Source organism: Micromonospora sp. NPDC049051, assembly GCF_043197575.1.
Classification (GTDB): Bacteria; Actinomycetota; Actinomycetes; order Mycobacteriales; family Micromonosporaceae; genus Micromonospora.
This window is the reverse complement of record NZ_JBICTL010000004.1, coordinates 831186-853282: the sequence shown is the minus strand read 5'-3', so window position 1 is coordinate 853282 and position 22097 is coordinate 831186. Positions and strand designations below refer to the sequence as shown.

The following is a 22097-nucleotide window of genomic DNA, read 5'->3' as shown; positions in this document are numbered from 1 at the left end:
CCGAAACGGCGAACGGCCGGCGTCCCCCTATCGGACGCCGGCCGTTCGCCGTTGTTCCTACCCTGCTCAGGCCGCCTGGAGCCCTTCGGCCCGGGCCAGCTCGCGGAGCCGGCCGAGCGCCTGGATCTCCAGCTGCCGGATCCGCTCGCGGGACAGCGAGAACCGCGAGGCCACCTCGGTGAGCGAGTGCTCCCGGCCGTCCTCGAGGCCGTAGCGGGCCCGCATGATGCCGGCCGAACGGTCGTCGAGGTGGTTGAGCAGCCCCTCGATCCGCTGCCGCTCCAGCCCGGTCAGGACGATCTCCTCCGGCGACGGCGCATCGCTGTCGGCGACCAGGTCACCGAGGTTGGTGTCGCCGTCGTCGCCCACCGGGGTGTCCAGCGAGACGGTGTCCTGCGACCAGCGGACCAGCTCGTTGACCCGCTCGACGGTCACGCCAAGGGCCGCCGCGACCTGCTCCGGCTCCGGGTCGCTGCCCAGCTCACGGGTGAGCTGCCGAGCCACGTTGCGCATCCGGTTGACGTCCTCCACCAGGTGCACCGGCAGTCGCACGGTGCGCTCCTGCTGGGCGATCGCCCGGCTGATCGCCTGGCGGATCCACCAGGTCGCGTAGGTGGAGAACTTGTAGCCGCGCACGTAGTCGAACTTCTCGACCGCCCGCACCAGGCCGGTGTTGCCCTCCTGGATCAGGTCCAGCATGGGCATGCCCGAGCGGACGTAGCGGCGGGCGATCGACACGACCAGTCGCAGGTTGGCCCGGATGAACAGGTCCTTGGCCCGCTCGCCCTCGGCGACCAACCGCTCCAGGTCTTCCCGGTCGACACCGGCGGGGACGCGATCCTCACCGAGCAGGTGCTCGGCGTAGAGGCCGGCCTCGATCGCCTTGGAGAGGTCGACCTCCCTGGCGGCGTCCAGCAGTGGCGTCCGGGAGATCTCGTGAAGGTAGACACCGACCAGGTCGCGCTCCTCGGCAACCTCGTCGGTTCGCATGCCGATGTTCTTGTCCACGTTGCCCACGGTCCCCTCGCTCGCGCCGGTTGCCCGGTTCCTTGCCATCCCCACGTCCATCAGCCCTCCCCCGTAACTCCCGCTGTGCCCACCGGTGCTGACACCTACACAACAGTTGAGACGCGTCGGGGATTCCATGTCGTGAGTCGAAACTGTCACGAATGCCTGACAATCCGCTGAGAGCGCGGTCCATGTTTGCTGTCAGCACCCCATGTGGCGGCTCTCCGATGGGCACCACACCTGGGCGGCGGATCGATGTCTCGCCGTCCCCCGCACCATGGCAGCACCGCCAGGGCGCGGGCCACAGCGACCCGGGTCACCGTCAGGCTGCGATCCTGGTCACTGCCAGGACACGCATCGGCGCGCCGGGTGGTTCATCCATGCCCGTGGTAATACCCCACCCCTCGGTGAACAATCCGGGCGGCGGATCCGTGCCGGACGTGACGGGGATCGCAGGGGTGGGGAGCGGCGGTACGAGCGAAGGTCAGCTCAGGAGGCGAGCAGGGCCAGGGCGCCGCGTACCTGGTCGGCGGAGCGGGCCAGGGCCGCCCGCGCGGCGGACACCTCCACGCCGGAGACGAGCGAAACCAGCGCCACCTTCATGTCGCCGTCGGTCTCGACGAGGGCCCGCCGGCAGATCTCCTCCGAGCAGCCGGTGGCCTCGATCAGGATCGAGATCATCCGGCCCCGGAGCTTGGCGTTGGTGGCGACCATATCGATCATGAGGTTCGAGTAGACCCGACCCAGTCGGACCATCACGGCCGTGGAGAACGTGTTCAGCACCAGCTTCTGCGCGGTGCCCGCCTTCATCCGGGTCGACCCGGTGACGACCTCCGGTCCGGTGTCCACCCCGATGAAGACGTCCACCGACCCGGCGGCCTCCGCCTCCGGGTTGGCACAGAGCAGCACGGTCGAGGCGCCCTTCGCCCGCGACGCGGCGAGCGCCCCCAGGACGTACGGTGTGCGTCCGCTGGCGGCGAGTCCCACCACCAGGTCCCCGGCCCGTACGCATTCGGCGGCCTCGGCCGCGCCGCCCCGGTCGTCGTCCTCGGCGTCCTCGACCGCCCGCCACATGGCCTCCGACCCGCCCGCGATGTGGGCGCAGAACCAGTGCCGCGGCGAGTTGAAGGTGGGCGCGAGCTCGGCGGCGTCGAGCACGCCGAGTCGGCCGGAGGTGCCGGCGCCGAAGTAGTGCACGCGGTGCCCGCCGCGCAGGGCGGTCACCGCCAGGTCCACCGTCGCCGCGATCTCGTCGAGGACGGCCGCGACGGCGCCGGGCACCCGCCGGTCCGCTTCGTTGATCACCGTGAGCACGTCCCGGGTCGACATGAGGTCGAGGTCCACGCTCAGCGGATTGCGTCGCTCCGTCGGCGCACCGACCCGGATGACCGGCTGAGCCGCCACCGGGGCCGTCGCCTCGTGGGGTTCCACCGCGCCCGCCGTCATGCCCGCCTCCGTCCCGGGCCGACCCGGTGCGACCGGACCGCCTCGGCTGTCGCTTCGAGTGCCTTCCTGGCCCGGGACCGGTTGCGCGCGGCCACCCCGACGAAGAGGCAGTCGACGACCGTGAGCTGGGCCAGCCGGCTCGCCATCGCCCCGGAGCGGTAGGTGGTCTCGCGGGCGGCGGTGGTGAGCACGAAGTCGGCGACCTCGGTGATCGGCGACCGGGGGAAGTTGGTGAGCGCCACCGTGGCCGCCCCGCGCGCCCGCGCCTGCTCCAGCACCTCGATCACGTCGGAGGTGGTGCCGGTGTGCGAGATCCCGACCGCGACGTCGCCCCGCCCGAGCAAAGCGGCCGACGTCAGCGCCGTGTGCACGTCGGGGAAGTAGAAGGCGGTACGGCCGATGCGGTGCAGCTTCTGCTGGAAGTCCGAGGCGACGAAACCGCTGGCGCCCGCCCCGTAGACGTCGATCCGGCCGGCGCCCGCGATAGCGTCGACGACCTGCTCGCAGATCGCCGGGTCGAGCTGCTCGGCCGTCTCCTCGACGGCCCGCGCGTCGTTGAAGGCGATGGTGGCGATGATCTGGGCGAGATCGGCCCCGGGCGGGATGTCACCGCCGACGACCCGGGCGTCCGGCGGCTCGACGCGGCGGGCGGCCTCGGCGGCGAGCCGGATCCGCAGCTGCGGGTAGCCGTCCATGCCGACGGACCGGCAGAAGCGGATGACGGTCGCCTCGGATGTCTCGGCGGCGGTGGCGAGATCGGTGATGGTCCGACGCGCGGCGTCGGCCGGGTCGGCGACCACCAGCCGGGCGACCCGCTGCTCGGCCGGCGACAACGACGGGAGCAGGCCGCTGATGTGGACGATCAGCCCACCCTGCTCGTGACTCGCAGAAATCTTCGGACTCTTCGCCACGGATGAAACTTACTTTCACCAGGCCTGAGCGTCAACCATGACTCCCCGTATTGAGGAAAGTACCGCCCGCCCGGATGTGCCGTTCCACCCGACGGTGCCATTCCCACGGACTGGCGTCACCCCCGCGGGCCAGCGCGGAAGCGCCGGGCACCCCTGTCGATCCGTCCACCCCCGGGCGGACGGTGACGTCGCGCCCCGGCGTACCGCGCCGCCGGCCTGCGCGCCCGCACGCGGCCGGCTCAGCCGGTCAGCCGTCCGATCGCGACGGGTGCCGCGCCCGGCGGTTCGGGCACGACGGCGGGTCTCTCCTCGGGTCCGCCGGCCGGCCGGCCGTCCCGGTCGTCGGCGGGGGTCAGCCAGCCGGCCATGTGTGCCTGGATCCGTCGGGAGACCTCCTCCGGCGGGTGCCCGGCGTCGACCACCACGAAGGTCGGGTACTCCGGCAGGGCGCGGTACGCGGCGTCCGCGGCGGTCAGGTAGCGCATGCTCTCGTGGTCCGTGCCGCGCTGCTCGATCCGCCGGTACGCCTCGGCGGGATCGACCGTCAGCAGGAAGGTCACCTGCGGGCGCGGGAACATCCGGTAGCCGGCCCGGGCCAGCCGCTCCCAGCGTTGCCCCCCGTGCGCGCGGATGCTCGCGTACTGGCAGGCGGAGTAGCGGTCCATCACCGCGACCCGGCCGGTGGCGAGGCAGCTGAGCAGGGCGAGGGCGATCGCCAGCCAGCGGAGCACGGACTCCACCGCCAGCATCCCGCCGCGCCCGACGAGCCGCTGGGCGTCGGGGCGGCCGAGACGGTGCGCGAGGCGGCCCAGCCAGCGCCGCCCGCCGGCGTTGCGGTGGTAGGTGGCCGGGTGGCCGGCCGCGGTGAGCGCGTCGGCGAGCCGGTGCGCCTGGGTGGTCTTGCCCGAGCCGTCGATGCCGATCAGAGCGACGGCGCGCAATCGGGCCCTGCCGCGCCGCGCCCCTCGTGATCTGGACACTCTGCACAGGTTATCCGACCCGCGCTCGCGCGCTCGGAAAGTATGTGCCGTTTGATCCAGGTTGGTACGGCTCGCGCTTCCTGCCAGGTGTGGTCCGACGGGATGCCGGGTACCGGAGTCGGATCAGCCGCCCACCACCTTCGACGGGAGACGCCAATGGCAGAGCGCGGGGACGAGAGCCTGGTGCACACGCTGAAGAAGGTCGCCGCCGTGCTCAAGCAGGAAGAGATTCCCTTCGCGCTCGGAGGCAGCTTCGCGGTGTACGCCCACGGCGGTCACTCCAGCGACCACGACGTGGACTTCCTGATCCGGGAGGTCGACGTGGATCGGGCCCTGGAGGCGTTGGTCGCGGCGGGGTTCACCGCCGAGCGGCCGCCCGAGGACTGGCTGGTCAAGGTCTTCGACGACGGCCGCATGGTGGACCTGATCCACCGGCCGATCGAGACGCCGGTGACGGAGGAGACGTTCGCCGACACGGTCGTACGGCCCGTCGACGCGATCCACATGCCGGTGCTCTCGGCCAGCCAGCTCATGGTGCACAAACTGCTGAGCTTCTCGCAGCACTACTGCGACTTCGCCCGGGGGCTGCCGCTGGCCCGCTCCCTGCGCGAGCAGATCGACTGGGAACGGGTACGCAAGGAGACGCAGCACTCGCCGTACGCGGAGGCGTTCCTGGTGCTGCTGGACCGGCTGGAGGTGGTGCCGCACTCCGGCACCGGCGAGGGAGAGGGGACACCGTGACCGAGCAACGCGACGTCGCCACCGGACCGCCCGACGAGTACGTCGAGGCGGAGATCCACCGCCTGCTCGCCGAGGACCCGGACGTGGCCGAGCAGGGGATCACCGTGGTCCGCCGGGAGCGCGGCCTCGTGCTCTACGGCGAGGTCGAGAGCCCGCACCGGCGGGAGGAGATCCTGCGCCGGGTGGCCGAACGCTTCCCCGACGTGCCGGTCACCAGCGACATCGGGGTGATCCGCGCGCAGGCGCCCACGGAGATCGAGCAACTGCCCTGAGGAGGTTCCATGGTGATCCGGATCGCCGCCGTGGGCGACGTGCATCTGGACGAGGACGTGGTCGGGCGGTTCCGGCCGGCACTGGACGAGCTGCCCGAGCACGCCGACGTGCTGTTGCTCGCCGGCGACCTGACCCGGCACGGGACCGAGGCGGAGGCCCGCTGCGTGGCCACCGAGTTCGGCGGGCTGGGCGTGCCGGTGGTGACGGTGCTGGGCAACCACGACCACCAGTGCGACCAGGTGCCGCAGGTGGTCAAGGTGCTCGAGGACGCCGGGATCCGGGTGCTGGAGGGCGACGGCGTGGTGCTGGACTGCGCCGGCCGCCGGCTGGGCGTGGCCGGGGTGAAGGGCTTCGGCGGAGGGTTCGCGGGCCGCTGCGCCAGCGACTTCGGCGAGCCGGAGATGAAGGCGTTCGTCCGGACCACCACCGAGAGCGCGGACGCTCTCGCCGCCGCCCTGCGAGGGCTGGACTGCGACGTGCTGGTCGCGCTCACCCACTACTCGCCGGTGCCGGACACGCTCGCCGGTGAGCCGCTGGAGATCTACCCGTTCCTGGGCTCGTACCAGCTGGGTCAGGCGATCGACTCGGCACCGACAGCCCTGGCCCTGCACGGGCACGCGCACGCCGGCAGCGAGCGAGGCACCACGCCCGGCGGGGTCCGCGTACGCAACGTCGCCCACCCCGTCATCAAGCAGGCGTACAGCGTCTTCCACCTGGGCGAGCACCTTGATCAGGCACAGGTTTCCCGCGTCGGCGGGTCGGGTATCCAGCAAACATGGAGCTGATTCTCTGGATTCTCGCAGTCGTACTTGTGGTCGCCGGCATCCTCGCGCTGTTCCGGCGGCAGATCCTCTGGGGCATCGTCCTCATCGTGGTGGGCCTGCTCGTCGGGCCGGGTGGTGTGAGCATCTTCAATTGACGTGGCGGCTACAGGCCGCCGCACAGGGACCCACCGGGGTCGTCGCGACCGGAACTCCGTCCTCCCGACGGGAGCTTTCCGGCCTCGACGACCCCGGTGTCATGTTCGTCCGGAGGTTTACCGCCCGCCCTCGGCGGAGACATCCCGACCATGGAGATCTCTCGCAGCGCTGAACGGGCAGGCGGTGCCCGGCAGTGGTGGGCGCTGCTGGGCTTCGGGGCCGCGGTGTTCGTCGCCGCGGCGATCGGCGGGCTCGGCGTGCGGGGCACCACGGCCGAGTACGCGAGCCTCGAACAGCCCGCCTGGGCCCCGCCGTCCTGGCTCTTCGGACCGGTCTGGAGCCTGCTCTACGCGATGATCGCGGTGGCCGGCTGGCTGGTCTGGCGGCGGGTCGGCTTCGGCCCGGCCCTCTGGGCGTGGATCGTCCAGTTGGTGCTCAACGCGATCTGGACCCCGCTCTTCTTCGGCGCGGGCCGCTACGGGCTCGCGTTCGTCGAGATCCTGCTGATGTGGGTGGCGATCGGCGTGACGGTCGCTCTCTTCCGCAGGGTCTCCCGCCCGGCCACGCTACTGATGCTGCCCTACTGGGCCTGGGTCACCTTCGCCGCCGCCCTGAACTTCGCCATCTGGCGCCTGAACACCTGAGCCGCCTTGGCGGCCGGGCTAGTGCCGGAAGGGCCCGACGGCCCGCGCGGCGGACCGGCCGACAGCGCGCGGCGGACCGGCCGAACAGGCAGCCTGCGCCGGCCGGAGCGGCCTCGGCGGCGGCGCCACCTCGGCGACGATCGACCGGATCGCGCGGGTCGGCGGCGATGTCCGGTCGGCGGCGGCAGGCACGACGACGCGGGGCCCCGGCGCTGCCGGAGCCCCGCGTCGCTCACTCAGCAGCGGGGAACGCCGGAGATGTAGCCGTCGGAGCCGGTGTAGACGTACGCGTCGGAGACGAAGCGTCCGGCGCCGATCTTGTCCCAGATGGTGCTGGTGCCGTAGGTGCCGGTGACGCTGGTGCCGCTGGTCTGGCACTGGATGGTCACCCGGGCGCCGTCGGCGATGGTGCCGACGGAGCTGTAGCCGGTGCCGGGGCCGGAGCGCACGGTCAGCGCGACCCCGCTGGTGGTGTTGATCGTGCCGGAGCCGGTGCTGCTGGCGCAGCCGTTGTCGCTGCTGTAGTTCTTCGTGCCCCAGTAGAGGGCGAGCGCACCGTTGAACCGCACCTGGATGTCGGCGCCGTTGAGCCGCTGCTCGTAGTGCAGGTGCGGACCTGTGGAGCCACCGGTGCTGCCGACCCAGCCGATCACCTTGCCGTAGCCGACGCTCTGGCCCACGGAGACGTTGAAGCCGTTGAGGTGGGCGTAGTAGGTGTGGTAGCCGCCCGCGTGGCTGATCCGGACGTACTTTCCGTAGCTGGTGCCGCCGAGATCGGTGACCCGGTCGACGGTGCCCGGGGCGCTCGCCACCACCGGGTCGCCAAGGTCGTCCGTGCGGTTGAAGTCCACCGCGTACGCCGGGCTGTGGGCCGACCGGGTCTGGCCGGACCAGCTCTGCCCGCACGGGAACGGCACCTTGAACGTGGGGGCGGCCATCGCCGGGGCCGCCGGGACCAGCACGCCCGCGGCGAGCAGACCGGCCGCCAGCAGGCCCAACCAACGCTTAGCCATCCAGCACCTCCTATGTTGAAATCTTTCGATTACTTGGCCTCAGGGTGTCAGAAAATGACATCGATGGGAAGAGGTCGAATTCCCGTGTGGGAGCGCGCCCAATAGGGGGTCTGCGGTTTCCGGATTGTTACTCGCTCGTGTCCGGATAGGGGTGGACCAGCCCACATGCAAGCGCTTACATGTGGTGACGCCCATCGGACCGGCGCGGGTTCGATCCCTGACGCGCCGGCAAGGAAGGAGAACGGCATGGCGTTTGCCAGATCACGCCAGGCTTTCGCGATCGCCGGCGTACTGGGGCTGGCGCTGAGCGCCACGGCCTGCGGCACCGGTGACGACAAGAAGAGTGGCTCCGCGGGCTCCGCGGAGTGCGCCGCATACGAGAAGTACGGCGACAACGACGGCAAGAAGGTCACGATCTACTCGTCGATCCGGGACGTCGAGGCCGACCGCCTCGCGGAGTCCTGGAAGCAGTTCGAGGACTGCACCGGCATCAAGATCGACCACGAGGGCAGCGCCGAGTTCGAGGCGCAGCTCGGTGTCCGGGTCGACGGCGGCAACGCCCCCGACCTCGCGTTCATCCCGCAGCCGGGTCTGGTCAAGCGCTTCGTCGACTCGGGCAAGCTCAAGCCGGTCGGCGCCGACACCAAGAAGATGGCCGAGGAGAACTACCCGGCCGACTGGCTGAAGTACAGCACCGTCAACGGCCAGCTCTACGGCGCCCCGCTCGGCTCCAACGTGAAGTCCTTCGTGTGGTACTCGCCGAAGACCTTCAAGGAGAAGGGCTGGACGGTCCCGACCAGCTGGGACGAGCTGATCAAGCTCAGCGACCAGATCGCGGGCACCGGCGCCAAGCCGTGGTGCGCCGGCATCGAGTCCGGTGACGCCACCGGCTGGCCGGCCACGGACTGGATCGAGGACGTGCTGCTGCGGACGCAGACCCCCGAGGTCTACGACCAGTGGACGAGCCACGGCATCCCGTTCAACGACCCGAAGGTCGCCGAGGCCGTCGACAAGGCCGGCACCATCCTGAAGAACGAGAAGTACATGAACGGCGGATACGGCGGCGTGAAGAGCATCGCCACCACCGCCTTCGGCGAGGCCGGCCTGCCGATCACCACGGGCAAGTGCGCGCTGCACCGCCAGGCGTCCTTCTACGCCAACCAGTGGCCGAAGGGCACCAAGGTGGCCGAGGACGGCGACGTCTTCGCGTTCTACTTCCCGGCGATCGACGCCAGCAAGGGCAAGCCGGTGCTGGGTGGCGGCGAGTTCGTCGCGGCCTTCAACGACCGCCCCGAGGTCCAGGCTGTGCAGACGTACCTCGCCTCGGGCGAGTACGCCAACAGCCGCGCCAAGATCGGTGACTGGGTGTCGGCCAACAACAAGCTCGACCTGGCCAACGTCGCCAACCCGATCGACAAGCTCTCCGTCCAGATCCTCCAGGACAAGTCCACCGTCTTCCGCTTCGACGGCTCGGACCTGATGCCGGCGGCCGTCGGCGCGGGCACGTTCTGGAAGGGCATGGTCGACTGGATCAACGGCAAGGACACCAAGACGGTGCTCGACGGCATCGAGGGCAGCTGGAAGTGATCTGAACCGGTGGGCCGGTCCGCGCACGCGGGCCGGCCCACCGGCTGATCAGAGACCTGGGAGGGTCGATGGAGTTCGACTTCGCTGAGGAACAGCCGAAGTTCCTCATGCTGATGTACGGGCTGATCGCTTTCGTCGCGGTGGTGGGCGGTCTGCTCCTGCTCCTCGACGTGGTGCCGGCCTGGTTCGCCCGCCGCCGGGAGGAGCAGATCGTTGCCGCCTCCGCCAGCGGCGCCCCGCTCCCCCGCCGGCGTAAGCCGCGCGAGGGCATGTTCGCGCTCTTCTTCCTGTTGCCGACGCTGCTGCTGCTCACCATCGGGCTGGTGGTCCCGGCCATCCGCACCACGATGCTGTCGTTCATGGACGCGAACAGCAACGACTGGGTTGGGCTGCGCAACTACGGCTGGATGTTCTCCGAGGACTCCATCGTCCGGGTGTTGATCAACACTCTGGTCTGGGTGCTCCTCGTCCCGCTGGTGGCCACCTCGTTCGGCCTGCTCTACGCCGTGATGGTGGACAAGGCCCGGTTCGAGGCGGTGGCCAAGTCACTGATCTTCCTGCCGATGGCGATCTCCTTCGTCGGCGCCAGCATCATCTGGAAGTTCGTCTACGCCTACCGGAGTGAGGACCAGGAGCAGATCGGCCTGCTCAACCAGATCGTGGTCAGCCTCGGCGGCGAGCCGAAGCAGTGGCTGCTGGAGTCACCGCTGAACACGCTGCTGCTGATCGTGATCATGGTCTGGATCCAGGCCGGTTTCGCGATGGTGGTGCTCTCCGCCGCGATCAAGGCGATCCCCGCCGACATCGTGGAGGCGGCGCGGCTCGACGGGGTCACCCCGTGGCAGATGTTCTGGCAGATCACCATGCCGAGCATCCGGCCGGCGCTGATCGTGGTCGTGGTGACGCTGTCGATCGCCACCCTCAAGGTCTTCGACATCGTCCGCACGTCGACCAACGGCAACTACGACACCAGCGTCATCGCCAACGAGATGTACAACCAGGCGTTCCGGTACGGCGAGAACGGGCAGGGCTCGGCGCTGGCGGTCTTCCTGTTCGTCCTGGTGATCCCGATCGTGATCTACCAGATCCGCAACCTCCGTCAGCAGCGGGAGGGCTGAGATGACCACCGCAACGCCCACCGTCGCCGCCGGCACCCAGAAGACCGCCGGCCGTGGCACCAGCGCCGCCGGGCGCGTCCGCAAGCGGCTGAACAGCCGTACCGCGACCCTCGTGTCGATCGTCATCGCGGTGCTCTGGACCATCCCCACCTTCGGCCTGCTCATCTCCTCCGTCCGGCCGGAGGACGAGATCAAGACCAGCGGGTGGTGGACCTTCTTCACCAACCCGTCGTTCACGCTGGAGAACTACCAGGAGGTGCTCTTCGGGAGCTCCTCGTCGTCGCCGCAGCTCGCCAGCTACTTCATCAACTCGCTGGCGATCACCATCCCGTCGGTGCTCTTCCCGCTCGCCTTCGCGGCCCTGGCCGCGTACGCGCTCGCCTGGATCAACTTCCGGGGGCGGGACTGGATGTACATCGCGATCTTCGCGTTGCAGATCGTGCCGCTCCAGATGGCCCTGGTGCCGCTGCTGAAGTTCTTCTCCACCGGCGTCACCGTCGCCGGGGTCACCCTCATGCCGGCCTGGGACCTGGTCGACGAACAGAAGTTCGCACAGGTGTGGTTCGCCCACACCTGCTTCGCGCTGCCGTTCGCCGTCTTCCTGCTGCACAACTTCATCTCGCAGCTCCCGGGTGACCTGATGGAGGCCGCCCGCGTCGACGGGGCCACCCACCCGAAGATCTTCCGCTCCATCGTGCTGCCGCTGATCACCCCGGCGCTGGCCGCGTTCGGCATCTTCCAGTTCCTCTGGGTCTGGAACGACCTGCTGGTCGCGCTGATCTTCGCCGGTGGCGGCAACGAGACCGCCCCGCTCACCGTCCGGCTGGCCGAACTGGCCGGCACCCGGGGCAACGAGTGGCAGCGGCTCACGGCTGGCGCGTTCATCTCGATCGTCGTACCGCTGATCGTCTTCCTGTCCCTCCAGCGCTACTTCGTGCGCGGCCTGCTCGCCGGCAGCGTCAAGGGCTGAGGTCTCTCCGCCGCCGCCGGGTCCCCGGCGGCGGCGGAGCGGGGCGGAGCGGGGGGTACGTGACGAGAATCGATGATGTCGCACGCCTGGCCGGGGTCTCCACCGCCACCGTGTCCCGGGCGTTGCGGGGGCTGCCGACGGTCTCGGCCGCGACCCGCCGCCGGGTGCTCGCGGCGGCCGAGCAGCTGGAGTACGCCGTCTCGCCGAGCGCCTCGCGGCTGGCCGGCGGGCGCACCGGCACCGTGGCCGTCGTCGTCCCGCGCATCACCCGGTGGTTCTTCGGCACCGTCGTCGAGGCGGTCGAGGACGTCCTCCAGCAGGCGGGCTACGACCTGCTGCTCTACAACCTCGGCGGGCGGGAGCAGATCCGTCAGCGGGTGCTACGCACCGCCAACCTGCACAAGCGCGTCGACGCGATCATGCTGGCCGCCACGCCACTGCGCCCCGCCGACCTGACCGCCCTGACGAAGCTGAAGCTGCCCGGGGTGACCATCAGCTCCGGCACGGTGGTGCCCGGCTGGCCCTGCGTACGCATCGACGACGTGGGTGTCGCGCGGACCGCCACCCGGCACCTGCTCGACCTGGGCCACCGGCGGATCGCCCACATCTCCGGCGACCCGGACGACGAGTTGGCCTACACCACCCACCTCGACCGGCGGCGCGGCTACCAGGAGGCGCTGTGCGACGCCGGGATCACCCCGGACCCCCACCTCGACGTGGAGTCGCAGTTCACCATCAGCGGCGGTACGCGGGCCACCGAGGAGCTGCTGCGGCGCGGCGACCCGCCGACGGCGATCTTCGCGGCCTGCGACGAGATGGCGATGGGGGCGATGACGGCGCTGCGCGACGCCGGCCTGCGGGTGCCGCAGGACGTCAGCGTGATCGGCGTCGACGACCACGACCTGGCCAGCGTGCTCGGGCTGAGCACGATCGCCCAGCCCGCGGCGGAGCAGGGTCGGCTCGCCGCGCGGATCCTGCTCGACCCGCTGGAGCCCGGCGTCCGCAGGCAGCGGAGCGGCCCCCAGCTCGACCCGCCGGGGTCGCCGGTGATCCTGCCCACTCGGCTGATCGTGCGTGAATCGACCGCGGCGCCCCGGGCACACTAACGGGAAACGGCGACGCCCGGCCGTATCCGACCGTCCGGCTCGACACACGGGAGAAGGCCCTGAACAGCAACCCGACGCACCAGGACACGCCCGTCGCCCCGGCCACCGGTTGGTGGACCAGGGCCACCATCTACCAGGTCTATCCGCGCTCCTTCGCCGACTCCGACGGCGACGGCATCGGCGACCTGCCCGGCATCACCGCCCGCCTGGACCACCTCGTGGAACTGGGCGTGGACGCGCTCTGGCTGTCGCCGTTCTATCCGTCGCCGCAGGCCGACGCCGGGTATGACGTGGCCGACTACCGGGACGTGGACCCGCTCTTCGGCACCCTCGCCGACGCTGACCGGTTGATCGCCGAGGCGCACTCGCGCGGGCTGCGGGTCATCGTCGACCTCGTGCCCAACCACACGTCGTCGGCACACCGGTGGTTCACCGCGGCGCTCGCCGCCGACCCCGGCAGCCCGGAGCGCTCGCGCTACATCTTCCGGGACGGGTCGGGCCCCGACGGCGCGCAGGCGCCGAACGACTGGACGAGCGTCTTCGGCGGGCCGGCCTGGACCCGCGTCACCGAGGCCGACGGCCGCCCCGGCCAGTGGTACCTGCACCTGTTCGACTCCGGCCAGCCCGACCTGAACTGGGACAACCCCGAGGTCCGGGAGGAGTTCCTGGACGTGCTGCGGTTCTGGCTGGACCGCGGCGTCGACGGCTTCCGCGTCGACGTGGCGCACGGCCTGATCAAGCAGGCCGATCTGGCCGACTGGCGGGAGCCGCAGGAGATCCTCTCCGGCCAGGAGGTCGACAAGCCGCGCCCGCCGATGTGGGACCAGGACGGCGTGCACGAGATCTACCGGGACTGGCGGCGGCTGCTGGACGGCTACCCGGACGAACGGATCCTGGTCGCCGAGGCGTGGGTCGAGCCGGCCGAGCGCCTGGCCCGCTACGTCCGCCCCGACGAGATGCACCAGGCGTTCAACTTCGAGTACCTGCTCGCCGCGTGGACCGCGCCGGCCCAGTACGCGGTGATCACCCGCTCGCTGGAGGCCACCGACACCGTGGGCGCCCCGACCACCTGGGTGCTCTCCAACCACGACGTGGTCCGGCACGCCTCCCGGCTGGGTCTGCCGATCGGCGGCCGGCGGCCCAACGGCATCGGCATCGGCGACCCGCAGCCCGACGCCGCACTCGGCCTGCGCCGGGCCCGGGCGGCCACCCTGCTGATGCTCGCCCTGCCCGGCTCGGCCTACCTCTTCCAGGGCGAGGAGCTGGGCCTGCCCGAGCACACCACGATGCCCGACGAGGCCCGGCAGGACCCGACCTGGCGGCGCAGCGGGCACACCGAACGGGGCCGGGACGGCTGCCGGGTGCCGATCCCGTGGGAGGCCGACGCCCCCTCGTACGGCTTCGGGCCGACCGACGCGAGCTGGCTGCCGCAGCCGTCGAGCTGGGCGGAGTACGCCCTGGACCGGCAGCGGGACGCGCCCGGCTCGACGTACGAGCTGTACCGGACGGCGTTGCGGCTGCGCCGCGAGCACCGGCTCGGTGAGGGCACGCTGAAGTGGCTCGCCTCCGGCGACGAGGTGCTCTCGTTCCGCAACGGTGGGCTGACCGTGCTGACCAACTTCGGCGCCGCCGCCGTGCCGCTGCCCGCCGGCGGCGAGCTGGCGCTGACCAGCGCGCCGCTGACCGAGGACGGTACGGTGCCCACCGACGTCACGGTCTGGATCCGCGGCTGAGGTGCACTGAGGGGTCTGGTGACCGGAACCGGGAAACCGGAGATCGCACCGCCGACGGTCACCCGGCCCCGGGCCACCGCGACCGGCCGGCCGTGCCCCCGTGTCCGGTGCCGTGAAAGTGCCGTGAAAGGACGGTGCGGCGGCGCGCCCGCGCTCACTCGCCGGACGCGCCGCCGCACCGTCCTCTGCCTGGCGCGTTGCCGCGTATCGTCGACGCATCGAGGCTCGGCAAACCGCCGATCCCGCCTGGCTCAGGCGCGACAGCGTCCGCGACGTCCACCCGCCCCGGCCACGTGACCTGATTCGAGCATCGGGACAGCGACGCACTCCATGCCCCGGAAGAGTGGATCAGGCCGGGGGAGCGGGAAGAACGAGCGACTTGTAGCTGTATCCCGTGAAACTCATACTCGAAACCGACGTGTAAGGTTCGACAGTTCGCGTCTTGAAGCCATCGATTCGGCAGTTGGTCAATTCGTAGACGACGATACTGCGGGATGAGTTGTTGACTATGGATCGGATCGCGCCAGGCAGGTAACACACCCCCGCGTTCCCCCCGGAGGTGGCCTCGGTGCCAGTGAAGTTCGCCCCGCTGTAGGTGCAGACGTTAGAGGTGCAGCTGGCGGCGCTGGCCGCAGTCGGCTGCAGAATTCCGATCGAAAGACCGACCATTGCGGTTGCGGCTATGGCGGAGACACGCTTTCCGACAGTCATCAATTTCTCCCCGTTCGACTGAGCCGTATGCCCAGCAACAGTAGTACCCGCCCGACCCGGGCGCAAGATTGACATTCGACAATGAGGCCCAGTCTGTTCGAGTGCCCTTCGTATGACAGGCCCAATGTCGGACCGTCGGACGACACGGCATCTGAGCCGAGGCGCGAAGAACGCGGCGGACCTGCGAACCGAACCAGACGGACCGCCAGCGGTTCACTCCGTCAGGCGTTCGGCGCGGACGGCCAGCAGATCGCGGACGGCGGTGATGTCGCCCGGCGAGGTCCGCGAGGCGAGCCAGTACATGACGCCCGTCGGGATGAAGAAGAGTTGGAAGGCGGCCAGCCCGACGGCGTAGTTCAGCGGCGGCGGGAAGGCCGCCCGCAGGCCGTGGAAGGCCACCCCGACCAGCCCGTTGCCGGCCGCGCGGCCGACGCCGTTGACCAGGTTTCCCAGGCTGTAGACGGTGCCCCGGTGCTCGGGCGGGTTGACGTCGGCGATCAGGGCGAACCAGTTCGGCGAGTTGGCCGAGGTGAGCGCCAGCGCCACCACCGCCGTGAGCAGGCTCAGCCCGACCGTCGGCTCGGTGAACACGCTGACCAGCACCGCCCGGACTACCGCCCCCGCCCCGGCGCCGTCGGGCACGTCGATGCGTACCGGCACGAAGAAGAGGACCAGGTAGAACGGCAGCGCCGCGAGGATGCCCACCGCCGCGACCAGCGCCCGGCCCCGGGGCGTACGGCGTTGCAGCGCGTCGCCGACCAGCCCGCCGATGATGGAGAGCACCCCGCCGAGCTGGAACAGGGTGGCGAAGACGCTGCCCACGACCACGGCGGTGGCGGCGGAGTAGCCCTGGTCCTCGGCCCGCTCGGCGAAGAGCACCGGCAGCCAGACCAGTGACCCGAAGGCCGCCTGGGCGGTGAGGCCCTGGAGGATCAGCCAGCGGTTCGTACGGCGGCCCAGGATCCTTGGCAGATCCTCCCGGCTGATCCGGTAGTCGTACTCCGCGCCCTCGGCCAGCGCGCCCGCCAGCTCCGGCTCGCTCTGCCCGCGCCGGATGTCGTAGGTGAACAGGTAGGCGCCGGTCGCCGCCAGGCCGACCACGGTCAGCAGCAGGAACGGCCGCCGCCAGTCGGTGGCCCCGAGCAGCCCGCCCACCAGCGTGCCGGCCAGCGTGCCGACGCCCTGGGACAGCCCCCAGAAGCTCATCACCAGCCCCCGGCGGCGGGGCGAGATCAGGTCGGTGACGACCGAGAACCCGACGGAGCCGACCGCGCCCAGCCCGACCGCCGCCACGATCTGCGCCGCCAGGAAGGTGGGATAGTTCGCCGCCAGCGCGCTGCCGCCCGTACCGAGCGCCCAGATCAGGGTGCCGACCATCAGCAGCGGCTTGCGGTTCGTGCGGTCGCCGACGTACGCCCAGCCGACGGCGGCCACCGCGCTGGCCAGGAAGCTCACGGCGGTGACCAGGCCGAGCAGCCGCTGCGGCACCTCGAAGGCGTCGGAGATGGGCCCGTACAGCGGGGGCACCAGACCGATCGCGACGTTGTCCAGCGAGGCGAGCAGCACGAAGACCACGACGCTGTAGAGCCGGTGCGCCCGCGTCCCGCCCCGGGCCCGCGCCGGCCCACCCCTGGTCAAGGTCATGTGCGGCAGCCAACCAGGGTCAGGTCACGGGCGGGTGACGACGCGCGGGCGCGCCGGGCCGCTCAGAGATAGCCGCCGATCACCGGCGCGGCGGCGGGCGCGGCCGGCGTGCCCGCCCGCAGCGCGTACAGCTCGGCGAGGGTGGCGCCCTGTGGTGGCACCCCCGCCGCCGTGCCCAGCCATCCGGTCGCCTCCTCGTACGACAGCGCGCCCACCTCGATGCGCGCCAGGCAGCGCCCCGGGCGGACCACCGCCGGGTGCAGCCGGGACAGGTCCTCGTTCGTGGTGATCGCGACGAGTACGTCGCGCCCCTGCCCGAGCAGCCCGTCGGTGAGGTTGAGCAGCCGGGACAGGGCCTGGCCGGCGGCCTGCTTCGCCTCGCCCCGGATCAGCTCGTCGCAGTCCTCCAGGATGAGCAGCCGCCACCGTCGGCCCGTCCCCGGCTCGCCGTCCTCGTCGCCGACCGCCACCTCGGACAGGTACGCCGTGTCGGCGAAGAGCACGTCCGGGTCGAGCACGGCGTCGACCTGGCACCAGTCACGCCACTGCCGGGCCAGCGCGCGCAGTGCCGTGGTCTTCCCCGTTCCGGGTGCCCCGTGCAGCAGCACCAGCCGGCCGGCGAGGCGCTCCGGGGTGGTCGCCATCAGCTCGTCGAGCGCGTCGCGGGCGGCGGCGGCGTAGTTCGGCCGGATCTCCGCCCACTCCGGCGCGGCGATGGCGCGCACGTCGCGCTGGCTGCCCCGGCGGGGGTTCTGGTGCCAGAAGCCGATCCGGCCGGCGCCCGGGTCCTCCTGCTCGGCGGCGCCGTCGACGATCCGGTCGAGGGCCGACTGACCCACCTCCTCGGAGACCGCCGTGACCGTCACCTCGGCGCCGCGCCCCTTCCAGGTGACCACCCGGGCCGTCCAGCCGTCACCGGCCAGCAGCCGGGAGCGCTGCCGGTTCTCCACCGCCGTACGCAGCAGCCGCCCGTCGGGGACGGTCAGTGGCGCGTCGGGACGCACCCGGGAGAGCCGGACGGTGTGCGACCACGGGTGCCGGCCGGTGACGAAGTCCGCGAGGACCAACGCGTCGATGACGTCGCAGGGGGTGTCCGCGTCGTCGTACTGGAGCATCGAGGGAATGCCGGTGCCGGGCGCCTCGTCCATTTCGGGGGTGGTTCGCATCCGTCGATGATCGCGAGCCCGGTCCAGCCCGTACAGTCGTTTACCCGACGGCCGGGTTGAGCCGGTCGAGGAAGTGCGCGCGGGCGGCGGCGTACCGCTCCCGGATGGCGGGGACGGGGGTGTCCGCGTACTCCTCCGTGCCGGCCACGGACCAGGCGGGGGGCGCCGCGCCGCCCAGGGCGACCCAGGCGGCCTGGCGGGCGGCGCCGTCGGCGACGTACTCGCCGGGGGGCGGGACGACCACCGGCACGCCGAGGACCTGCGGCGCGATCCTGCGCACCGCCGCCGAGCGGGCGCCCCCGCCCACCAGGATCACCCGACGCACCGTCGCGCCCTGGGCGGTGAGCGCGTCGAGGCCGTCGGCGAGGGCGCAGAGCAGCCCTTCGACGGCGGCGCGCGCCAGGTGGGCCGCCGTCGAGGTGCGCAGGGTCAGCCCGTGCACGGCCCCGGACGCCAGCGGCCGGTCGGGCGTCCGCTCGCCCTCCAGGTAGGGCACCATGACCAGCCCGTCCGCGCCGGCGGGGGCGGAGAGCGCCAGGCCGGCCAACTCGTCCAGGTCGACCCGCAGCATCGACGCGGCGGCGTCGAGCACCCGGGCCGCGTTGAGCGTGCAGACCAGGGGCAGGAAGCGGCCGGTGGCGTCGGCGAACCCGGCGACGGCGCCGCTCGGGTCGGCGGCGGGGGCGTCGGCGACGCTGAACACGGTGCCGGAGGTGCCGATCGAGACGACCACGTCGCCCGGGACCGCGCCGACGCCGAGCGCGGCGGCGGCGTTGTCGCCGGTGCCCGGGCCGAGCGCCGCCCCGCCGGCCGGCAGGCCCGGGAGGGCGTCGGCGCGTACGGCCCCGGCCGGCTCCGCCGGGCCGAGCACCGTGGGCACGTGCGGCCGCCGCCCGAACGCCTGCTCCAGCAGGTCGAGCCGGTAGTCGCCGGTGGCCGGGGACCAGTAGCCGGTGCCGCTGGCGTCACCCCGGTCGGTGCGCAGCGCCGCCAGGCCCGGCGCGCCGGCCAGCCGCCAGGTCAGCCAGTCGTGCGGCAGGCAGACCGCCGCGACCCGCGCCGCGCGCTCCGGCTCGTGGCGGGCCAGCCAGCGCAACTTCGTGGCGGTGAAGCTGGCCACCGGCACGCTGCCCACCGCGTCCGCCCAGAACCGGCGCCCGGCCTCCCCGCCGCCGGCCTCCGCGACCAGCTCGGCGGCGGCCCCGGCGGAACGGGTGTCGTTCCACAGCAGCGCCGGCCGGACCACTCCGCCCTTGTCGTCGAGGCACACCATGCCGTGCTGCTGCCCGGCGACGGAGACCGCCGCCACGTCGGCCAGCCCGCCGGCGGCGTCGACCGCCGCGCCCAGCGCGGACCACCACGCCGCCGGGTCGACCTCGGTGCCGTCCGGGTGCGGCGCCCGCCCCTGCCGGAGCAGGGCGCCGGTCTCGGCGTCCCGGACGACGACCTTGCAGGACTGGGTCGAGGAGTCGACCCCCGCGACGATCGGCATCGCCGGCGGCCCTCAGCGGGCGCCGAGCAGGTGCTCGACGGCGAGCTGGTTGAGCCGGACGAAGCCGAAGCCCTTCGCGGCGGCCCCGGCGACGTCGAACTCCTCGAACGCGGACCGGTCCGCGACCAGCTCCGCGTAGCCCTCCCCCGGCGCGAGCGTCGGGGTGCCGAGGTCGGCGACCCGGCTCGCGGCCAGCGCCTCGGCGACCTCCGGGTCCGCCCGGAACGCTGCCGCGCGCTCCTTCAGCAGGAGGTAGGTGCGCATGTTCGCCGCCGCCGACGCCCAGACGCCGCTCATGTCCTCGGTGCGCGAGGGCTTGTAGTCGAAGTGCCGGGGACCGTCGTAGGCGGGCCCGCCGCCGGGGCCGCCGTGCTCCAGCAGGTCGACCAGGGCGAACGCGTTCAGCAGGTCGCCGTGGCCGAAGACGAGGTCCTGGTCGTACTTGACGCCGCGCTGCCCGTTGAGGTCGATGTGGAACAGCTTGCCCTGCCAGAGCGCCTGGGCGATGCCGTGGGCGAAGTTCAGGCCGGCCATCTGCTCGTGGCCCACCTCCGGGTTGAGCCCGACCAGCTCGGGACGGGCCAGGGTGGAGATGAAGGCCAGGGCGTGCCCGACGGTGGGCAGGAGGATGTCGCCGCGCGGCTCGTTCGGCTTCGGTTCGAGGGCGAAGCGCAGGTCGTAGCCGGAGTCGACGACGTACTGGCAGAGCAGGTCGACGGCCTCCCGGTAGCGGTCCAGCGCGGCCCGGACGTCCTTGGCGAGGTCGTACTCGGCGCCCTCCCGGCCGCCCCACATCACGAAGGTGCGCGCGCCGAGTTCGGCGGCGAGGTCGATGTTGCGCAGCACCTTGCGCAGCGCGTACCGCCGGACGTCGCGGTCGTTGCTGGTGAAGCCGCCGTCCTTGAAGACGGGGTGGGTGAAGAGGTTGGTGGTCACCATCGGGACCACCAGGCCCGTCTCGTCGAGCGCCTTGCGGAAGCGGGCCACGTGCTGGTCGCGGGTGGCGGCGTCCGCGCCGAAGGGCACGAGGTCGTCGTCGTGCAACGTGATCCCGTACGCGCCCAGCTCCGCGAGCCGGTGCACCGTCTCGACCGGGTCCAGGTCGGCGCGGGTGGCGTCGCCGAACGGGTCGCGGCCCGGCCAGCCCACCGTCCAGAGGCCGAAGGAGAACTTGTCGGCGGGGGTGGGACGGGGTGCCATGGCAGACCTCCGGGTGTCGTCCGCTATTTGTTCAGTGGTTGAATTATTTGGTCGACCTGTGACAGTGTCAAGGGGTGACCCGACCCGACGCCCCGACGGCGGTACGGCAGGGCAGCCTGCGCGAGTGGAACCTCGCCGTGGTGCTCGGCCGGATCGCCGCCGCCGACCGCCCGCCCTCGCGGGCCGAACTGGCCGCCGGCACCGGCCTCACCCGGGCCACCGTCTCGGCCGTCGTGGAGGACCTGCTCGCCGGCCGTCTGGTGGCCGAGGCGGAGCCCACCCCCCGCACCGGCGCGGGGCGGCCCTCGCGGGGCCTGGTGCTCGCCACCGACGGCCCGGCGGGGCTCGGCCTGGAGGTCAACGTCGACTACCTGGCGGCCTGCGTGGTGGACCTCGCCGGCCAGGTCCGCCACCACCGGGTGCACCGCGCCGACCTGCGGCCCCTCTCCCCCGCCCAGGCGCTCGCCCGGCTGGCCAACCTGGCCGCCGACGCCCGCGCCGAGGCCACCCGCGAAGGGCTCACGCTGGCCGGCGCGGCCCTCGCGGTCCCCGGCCTGGTCGGCGACGCGGGCCTGGTCCGGCTCGCGCCCAACCTCGGCTGGCGCGACGTGCCCGTACCCGCGCTGCTCGGCCGGGCTGCGCCGCTGACCGCCCACGTCGACGGCGTACCGCCGCTGGTGGTCGACAACGAGGCCAACCTCGCCGCGCTGGGCGAGCTGCACGCCGGGCCCGGTGACCGGGCCAGCTTCCTGCACATCTCCGGGGAGGTCGGCATCGGCGCCGGGATCGTGCTCGACGGGTCGCTGTTCCGGGGCACGCGCGGCTGGAGCGGCGAGATCGGTCACATCACGATCCGGCCCGACGGCCCGCCCTGCCGGTGCGGTGGCCGGGGCTGCCTGGAGACGTACGCCGGGCAGGAGGCGGTCCTCGCGGCGGCCGGGCTCGGCGGCGCGGACCTCCCGGCGGACACCGCGACGACCCGGCTGGCCGAGCTGGCCGGGGCCGGCGACCCGGCCGCGCTGCGGGCCCTGGCCGAGGCCGGGACCGCCCTGGGCGTCGCCGTCGCCGGCGTGGTCAACCTGCTGGACCTGGACACCGTGGTACTCGGCGGCGGATACGCCCCGCTGGCGCCGTGGCTGTGCCCGCCGGTGCTCGCCGAGGTCTCCCGGCGGGTGCTCACCGCGGCCTGGTCACCGGTCACCGTCCGCCCGGCGACCCTCGGCGCCGCCGCCGCGGCCGTCGGCGGGGCCGGTTCGGTGGTCCGCCGGATCCTGGACCAGCCGACCGGCTGGCTGGCCCGCCCGGCCTGAGTCCCCGTTCCTCCGATGGCGGCGCGGCTCCGCCTCGGTACGCTTGCCCTCAGGCAACGACCAGATCCGAGGAGTGCACGACCACCATGCGCACAGGTCGACAGACCGGGGCGCCCGGCGAGCG

Annotated in this window: 21 protein-coding genes; 11 read left to right on the top strand and 10 right to left on the bottom strand. The window is 72.2% G+C overall.

Translation table 11 applies throughout. The features are described from left to right. Nucleotides 1–66 precede the first annotated feature (66 nt). The 4 genes from ACGFIR_RS20690 to ACGFIR_RS20675 form a co-directional block, all read right to left on the bottom strand. Nucleotides 67–1056 (bottom strand): RNA polymerase sigma factor RpoD/SigA, encoded by a 990-nt coding sequence (locus ACGFIR_RS20690; protein WP_392999164.1) that lies wholly within the window; start codon nucleotides 1054–1056, stop codon nucleotides 67–69. A 441-nt stretch (nucleotides 1057–1497) separates the two neighbouring features. Next, nucleotides 1498–2454: an N-acetylmuramic acid 6-phosphate etherase gene (gene murQ, locus ACGFIR_RS20685; RefSeq protein WP_392999162.1), complete on the bottom strand. Its 957-nt coding sequence runs from the start codon at nucleotides 2452–2454 to the stop codon at nucleotides 1498–1500. After that, complete coding sequence (locus ACGFIR_RS20680; RefSeq protein WP_392999160.1) at nucleotides 2451–3365, bottom strand: MurR/RpiR family transcriptional regulator; 915 nt, start codon at nucleotides 3363–3365, stop codon at nucleotides 2451–2453. Before ACGFIR_RS20680 ends, murQ begins: the two co-directional genes overlap by 4 nt. Nucleotides 3366–3604: 239 nt before the next feature. Further along, complete coding sequence (locus ACGFIR_RS20675) at nucleotides 3605–4345, bottom strand: dTMP kinase (protein ID WP_392999158.1); 741 nt, start codon at nucleotides 4343–4345, stop codon at nucleotides 3605–3607. 102 nt (nucleotides 4346–4447) lie between these two features. Here ACGFIR_RS20675 and ACGFIR_RS20670 point away from each other — a divergent pair, with 102 nt between their 5' ends. The 5 genes from ACGFIR_RS20670 (at nucleotide 4448) to ACGFIR_RS20650 (ending at nucleotide 6923) form a co-directional block, all read left to right on the top strand. Beyond that, entirely contained in the window at nucleotides 4448–5086 is a 639-nt protein-coding gene (locus ACGFIR_RS20670; RefSeq protein WP_392999156.1) for a nucleotidyltransferase, read from the top strand. Next, complete coding sequence (locus ACGFIR_RS20665) at nucleotides 5083–5358, top strand: hypothetical protein (protein WP_392999154.1); 276 nt, start codon at nucleotides 5083–5085, stop codon at nucleotides 5356–5358. The genes ACGFIR_RS20670 and ACGFIR_RS20665 overlap by 4 nt, the downstream gene beginning before the upstream one ends. 9 nt (nucleotides 5359–5367) lie before the next feature. Then, nucleotides 5368–6144: a metallophosphoesterase gene (locus tag ACGFIR_RS20660; RefSeq protein WP_392999152.1), complete on the top strand. Its 777-nt coding sequence runs from the start codon at nucleotides 5368–5370 to the stop codon at nucleotides 6142–6144. After that, complete coding sequence (locus ACGFIR_RS20655; protein WP_007464364.1) at nucleotides 6135–6278, top strand: GPGG-motif small membrane protein; 144 nt, start codon at nucleotides 6135–6137, stop codon at nucleotides 6276–6278. Before ACGFIR_RS20660 ends, ACGFIR_RS20655 begins: the two co-directional genes overlap by 10 nt. Nucleotides 6279–6428: 150 nt before the next feature. Further along, nucleotides 6429–6923 (top strand): TspO/MBR family protein, encoded by a 495-nt coding sequence (locus ACGFIR_RS20650; RefSeq protein WP_392999150.1) that lies wholly within the window; start codon nucleotides 6429–6431, stop codon nucleotides 6921–6923. A gap of 236 nt (nucleotides 6924–7159) precedes the next feature. Here the strand turns inward: ACGFIR_RS20650 and ACGFIR_RS20645 are convergent, their stop codons facing one another. Further along, nucleotides 7160–7936: a peptidoglycan DD-metalloendopeptidase family protein gene (locus ACGFIR_RS20645; RefSeq protein WP_393146510.1), complete on the bottom strand. Its 777-nt coding sequence runs from the start codon at nucleotides 7934–7936 to the stop codon at nucleotides 7160–7162. A gap of 246 nt (nucleotides 7937–8182) precedes the next feature. Between ACGFIR_RS20645 and ACGFIR_RS20640 the strand changes: the two genes are divergently transcribed. The 5 genes from ACGFIR_RS20640 (at nucleotide 8183) to ACGFIR_RS20620 (ending at nucleotide 14450) form a co-directional block, all read left to right on the top strand. Next, nucleotides 8183–9523: an ABC transporter substrate-binding protein gene (locus ACGFIR_RS20640; RefSeq protein ID WP_392999146.1), complete on the top strand. Its 1341-nt coding sequence runs from the start codon at nucleotides 8183–8185 to the stop codon at nucleotides 9521–9523. Between the two features lie 68 nt (nucleotides 9524–9591). Beyond that, nucleotides 9592–10641 carry a carbohydrate ABC transporter permease gene (locus ACGFIR_RS20635; RefSeq protein WP_392999144.1) on the top strand — a complete coding sequence of 350 codons (1050 nt, stop codon included), beginning with the start codon at nucleotides 9592–9594 and terminating at the stop codon, nucleotides 10639–10641. A 1-nt stretch (nucleotide 10642) separates the two neighbouring features. Beyond that, entirely contained in the window at nucleotides 10643–11611 is a 969-nt protein-coding gene (locus ACGFIR_RS20630; protein ID WP_392999142.1) for a carbohydrate ABC transporter permease, read from the top strand. Nucleotides 11612–11670: 59 nt separating this feature from the next. Continuing rightward, nucleotides 11671–12717: a LacI family DNA-binding transcriptional regulator gene (locus ACGFIR_RS20625; RefSeq protein ID WP_392999141.1), complete on the top strand. Its 1047-nt coding sequence runs from the start codon at nucleotides 11671–11673 to the stop codon at nucleotides 12715–12717. A 59-nt stretch (nucleotides 12718–12776) separates the two neighbouring features. Then, nucleotides 12777–14450, top strand: a complete 1674-nt coding sequence (locus tag ACGFIR_RS20620; RefSeq protein ID WP_393146624.1) for an alpha-amylase family glycosyl hydrolase — start codon at nucleotides 12777–12779, stop codon at nucleotides 14448–14450. Nucleotides 14451–14798: 348 nt separating this feature from the next. Here ACGFIR_RS20620 and ACGFIR_RS20615 read toward each other — a convergent pair whose 3' ends face one another. From ACGFIR_RS20615 to xylA, 5 genes are all read right to left on the bottom strand, one after another. Further along, entirely contained in the window at nucleotides 14799–15119 is a 321-nt protein-coding gene (locus tag ACGFIR_RS20615) for a peptidase inhibitor family I36 protein (protein ID WP_393146622.1), read from the bottom strand. 255 nt (nucleotides 15120–15374) lie between these two features. Continuing rightward, nucleotides 15375–16805: an MFS transporter gene (locus ACGFIR_RS20610; protein ID WP_393146508.1), complete on the bottom strand. Its 1431-nt coding sequence runs from the start codon at nucleotides 16803–16805 to the stop codon at nucleotides 15375–15377. Between the two features lie 62 nt (nucleotides 16806–16867). Further along, the gene (locus ACGFIR_RS20605) at nucleotides 16868–17971 is read right to left on the bottom strand and encodes a DUF5925 domain-containing protein (protein WP_392999135.1); all 1104 of its coding nucleotides are present in this window, start codon (nucleotides 17969–17971) and stop codon (nucleotides 16868–16870) included. 40 nt (nucleotides 17972–18011) lie between these two features. Next, entirely contained in the window at nucleotides 18012–19463 is a 1452-nt protein-coding gene (gene xylB / locus ACGFIR_RS20600) for a xylulokinase (protein ID WP_393146506.1), read from the bottom strand. Nucleotides 19464–19475: 12 nt separating this feature from the next. Continuing rightward, nucleotides 19476–20663, bottom strand: a complete 1188-nt coding sequence (gene xylA / locus ACGFIR_RS20595; RefSeq protein ID WP_393146504.1) for a xylose isomerase — start codon at nucleotides 20661–20663, stop codon at nucleotides 19476–19478. A gap of 74 nt (nucleotides 20664–20737) precedes the next feature. On the opposite strand from xylA, the gene ACGFIR_RS20590 reads away from it, so the two are divergent. Continuing rightward, the gene (locus tag ACGFIR_RS20590) at nucleotides 20738–21973 is read left to right on the top strand and encodes an ROK family protein (protein ID WP_393146502.1); all 1236 of its coding nucleotides are present in this window, start codon (nucleotides 20738–20740) and stop codon (nucleotides 21971–21973) included. The last annotated feature ends 124 nt before the right edge of the window (nucleotides 21974–22097 follow it).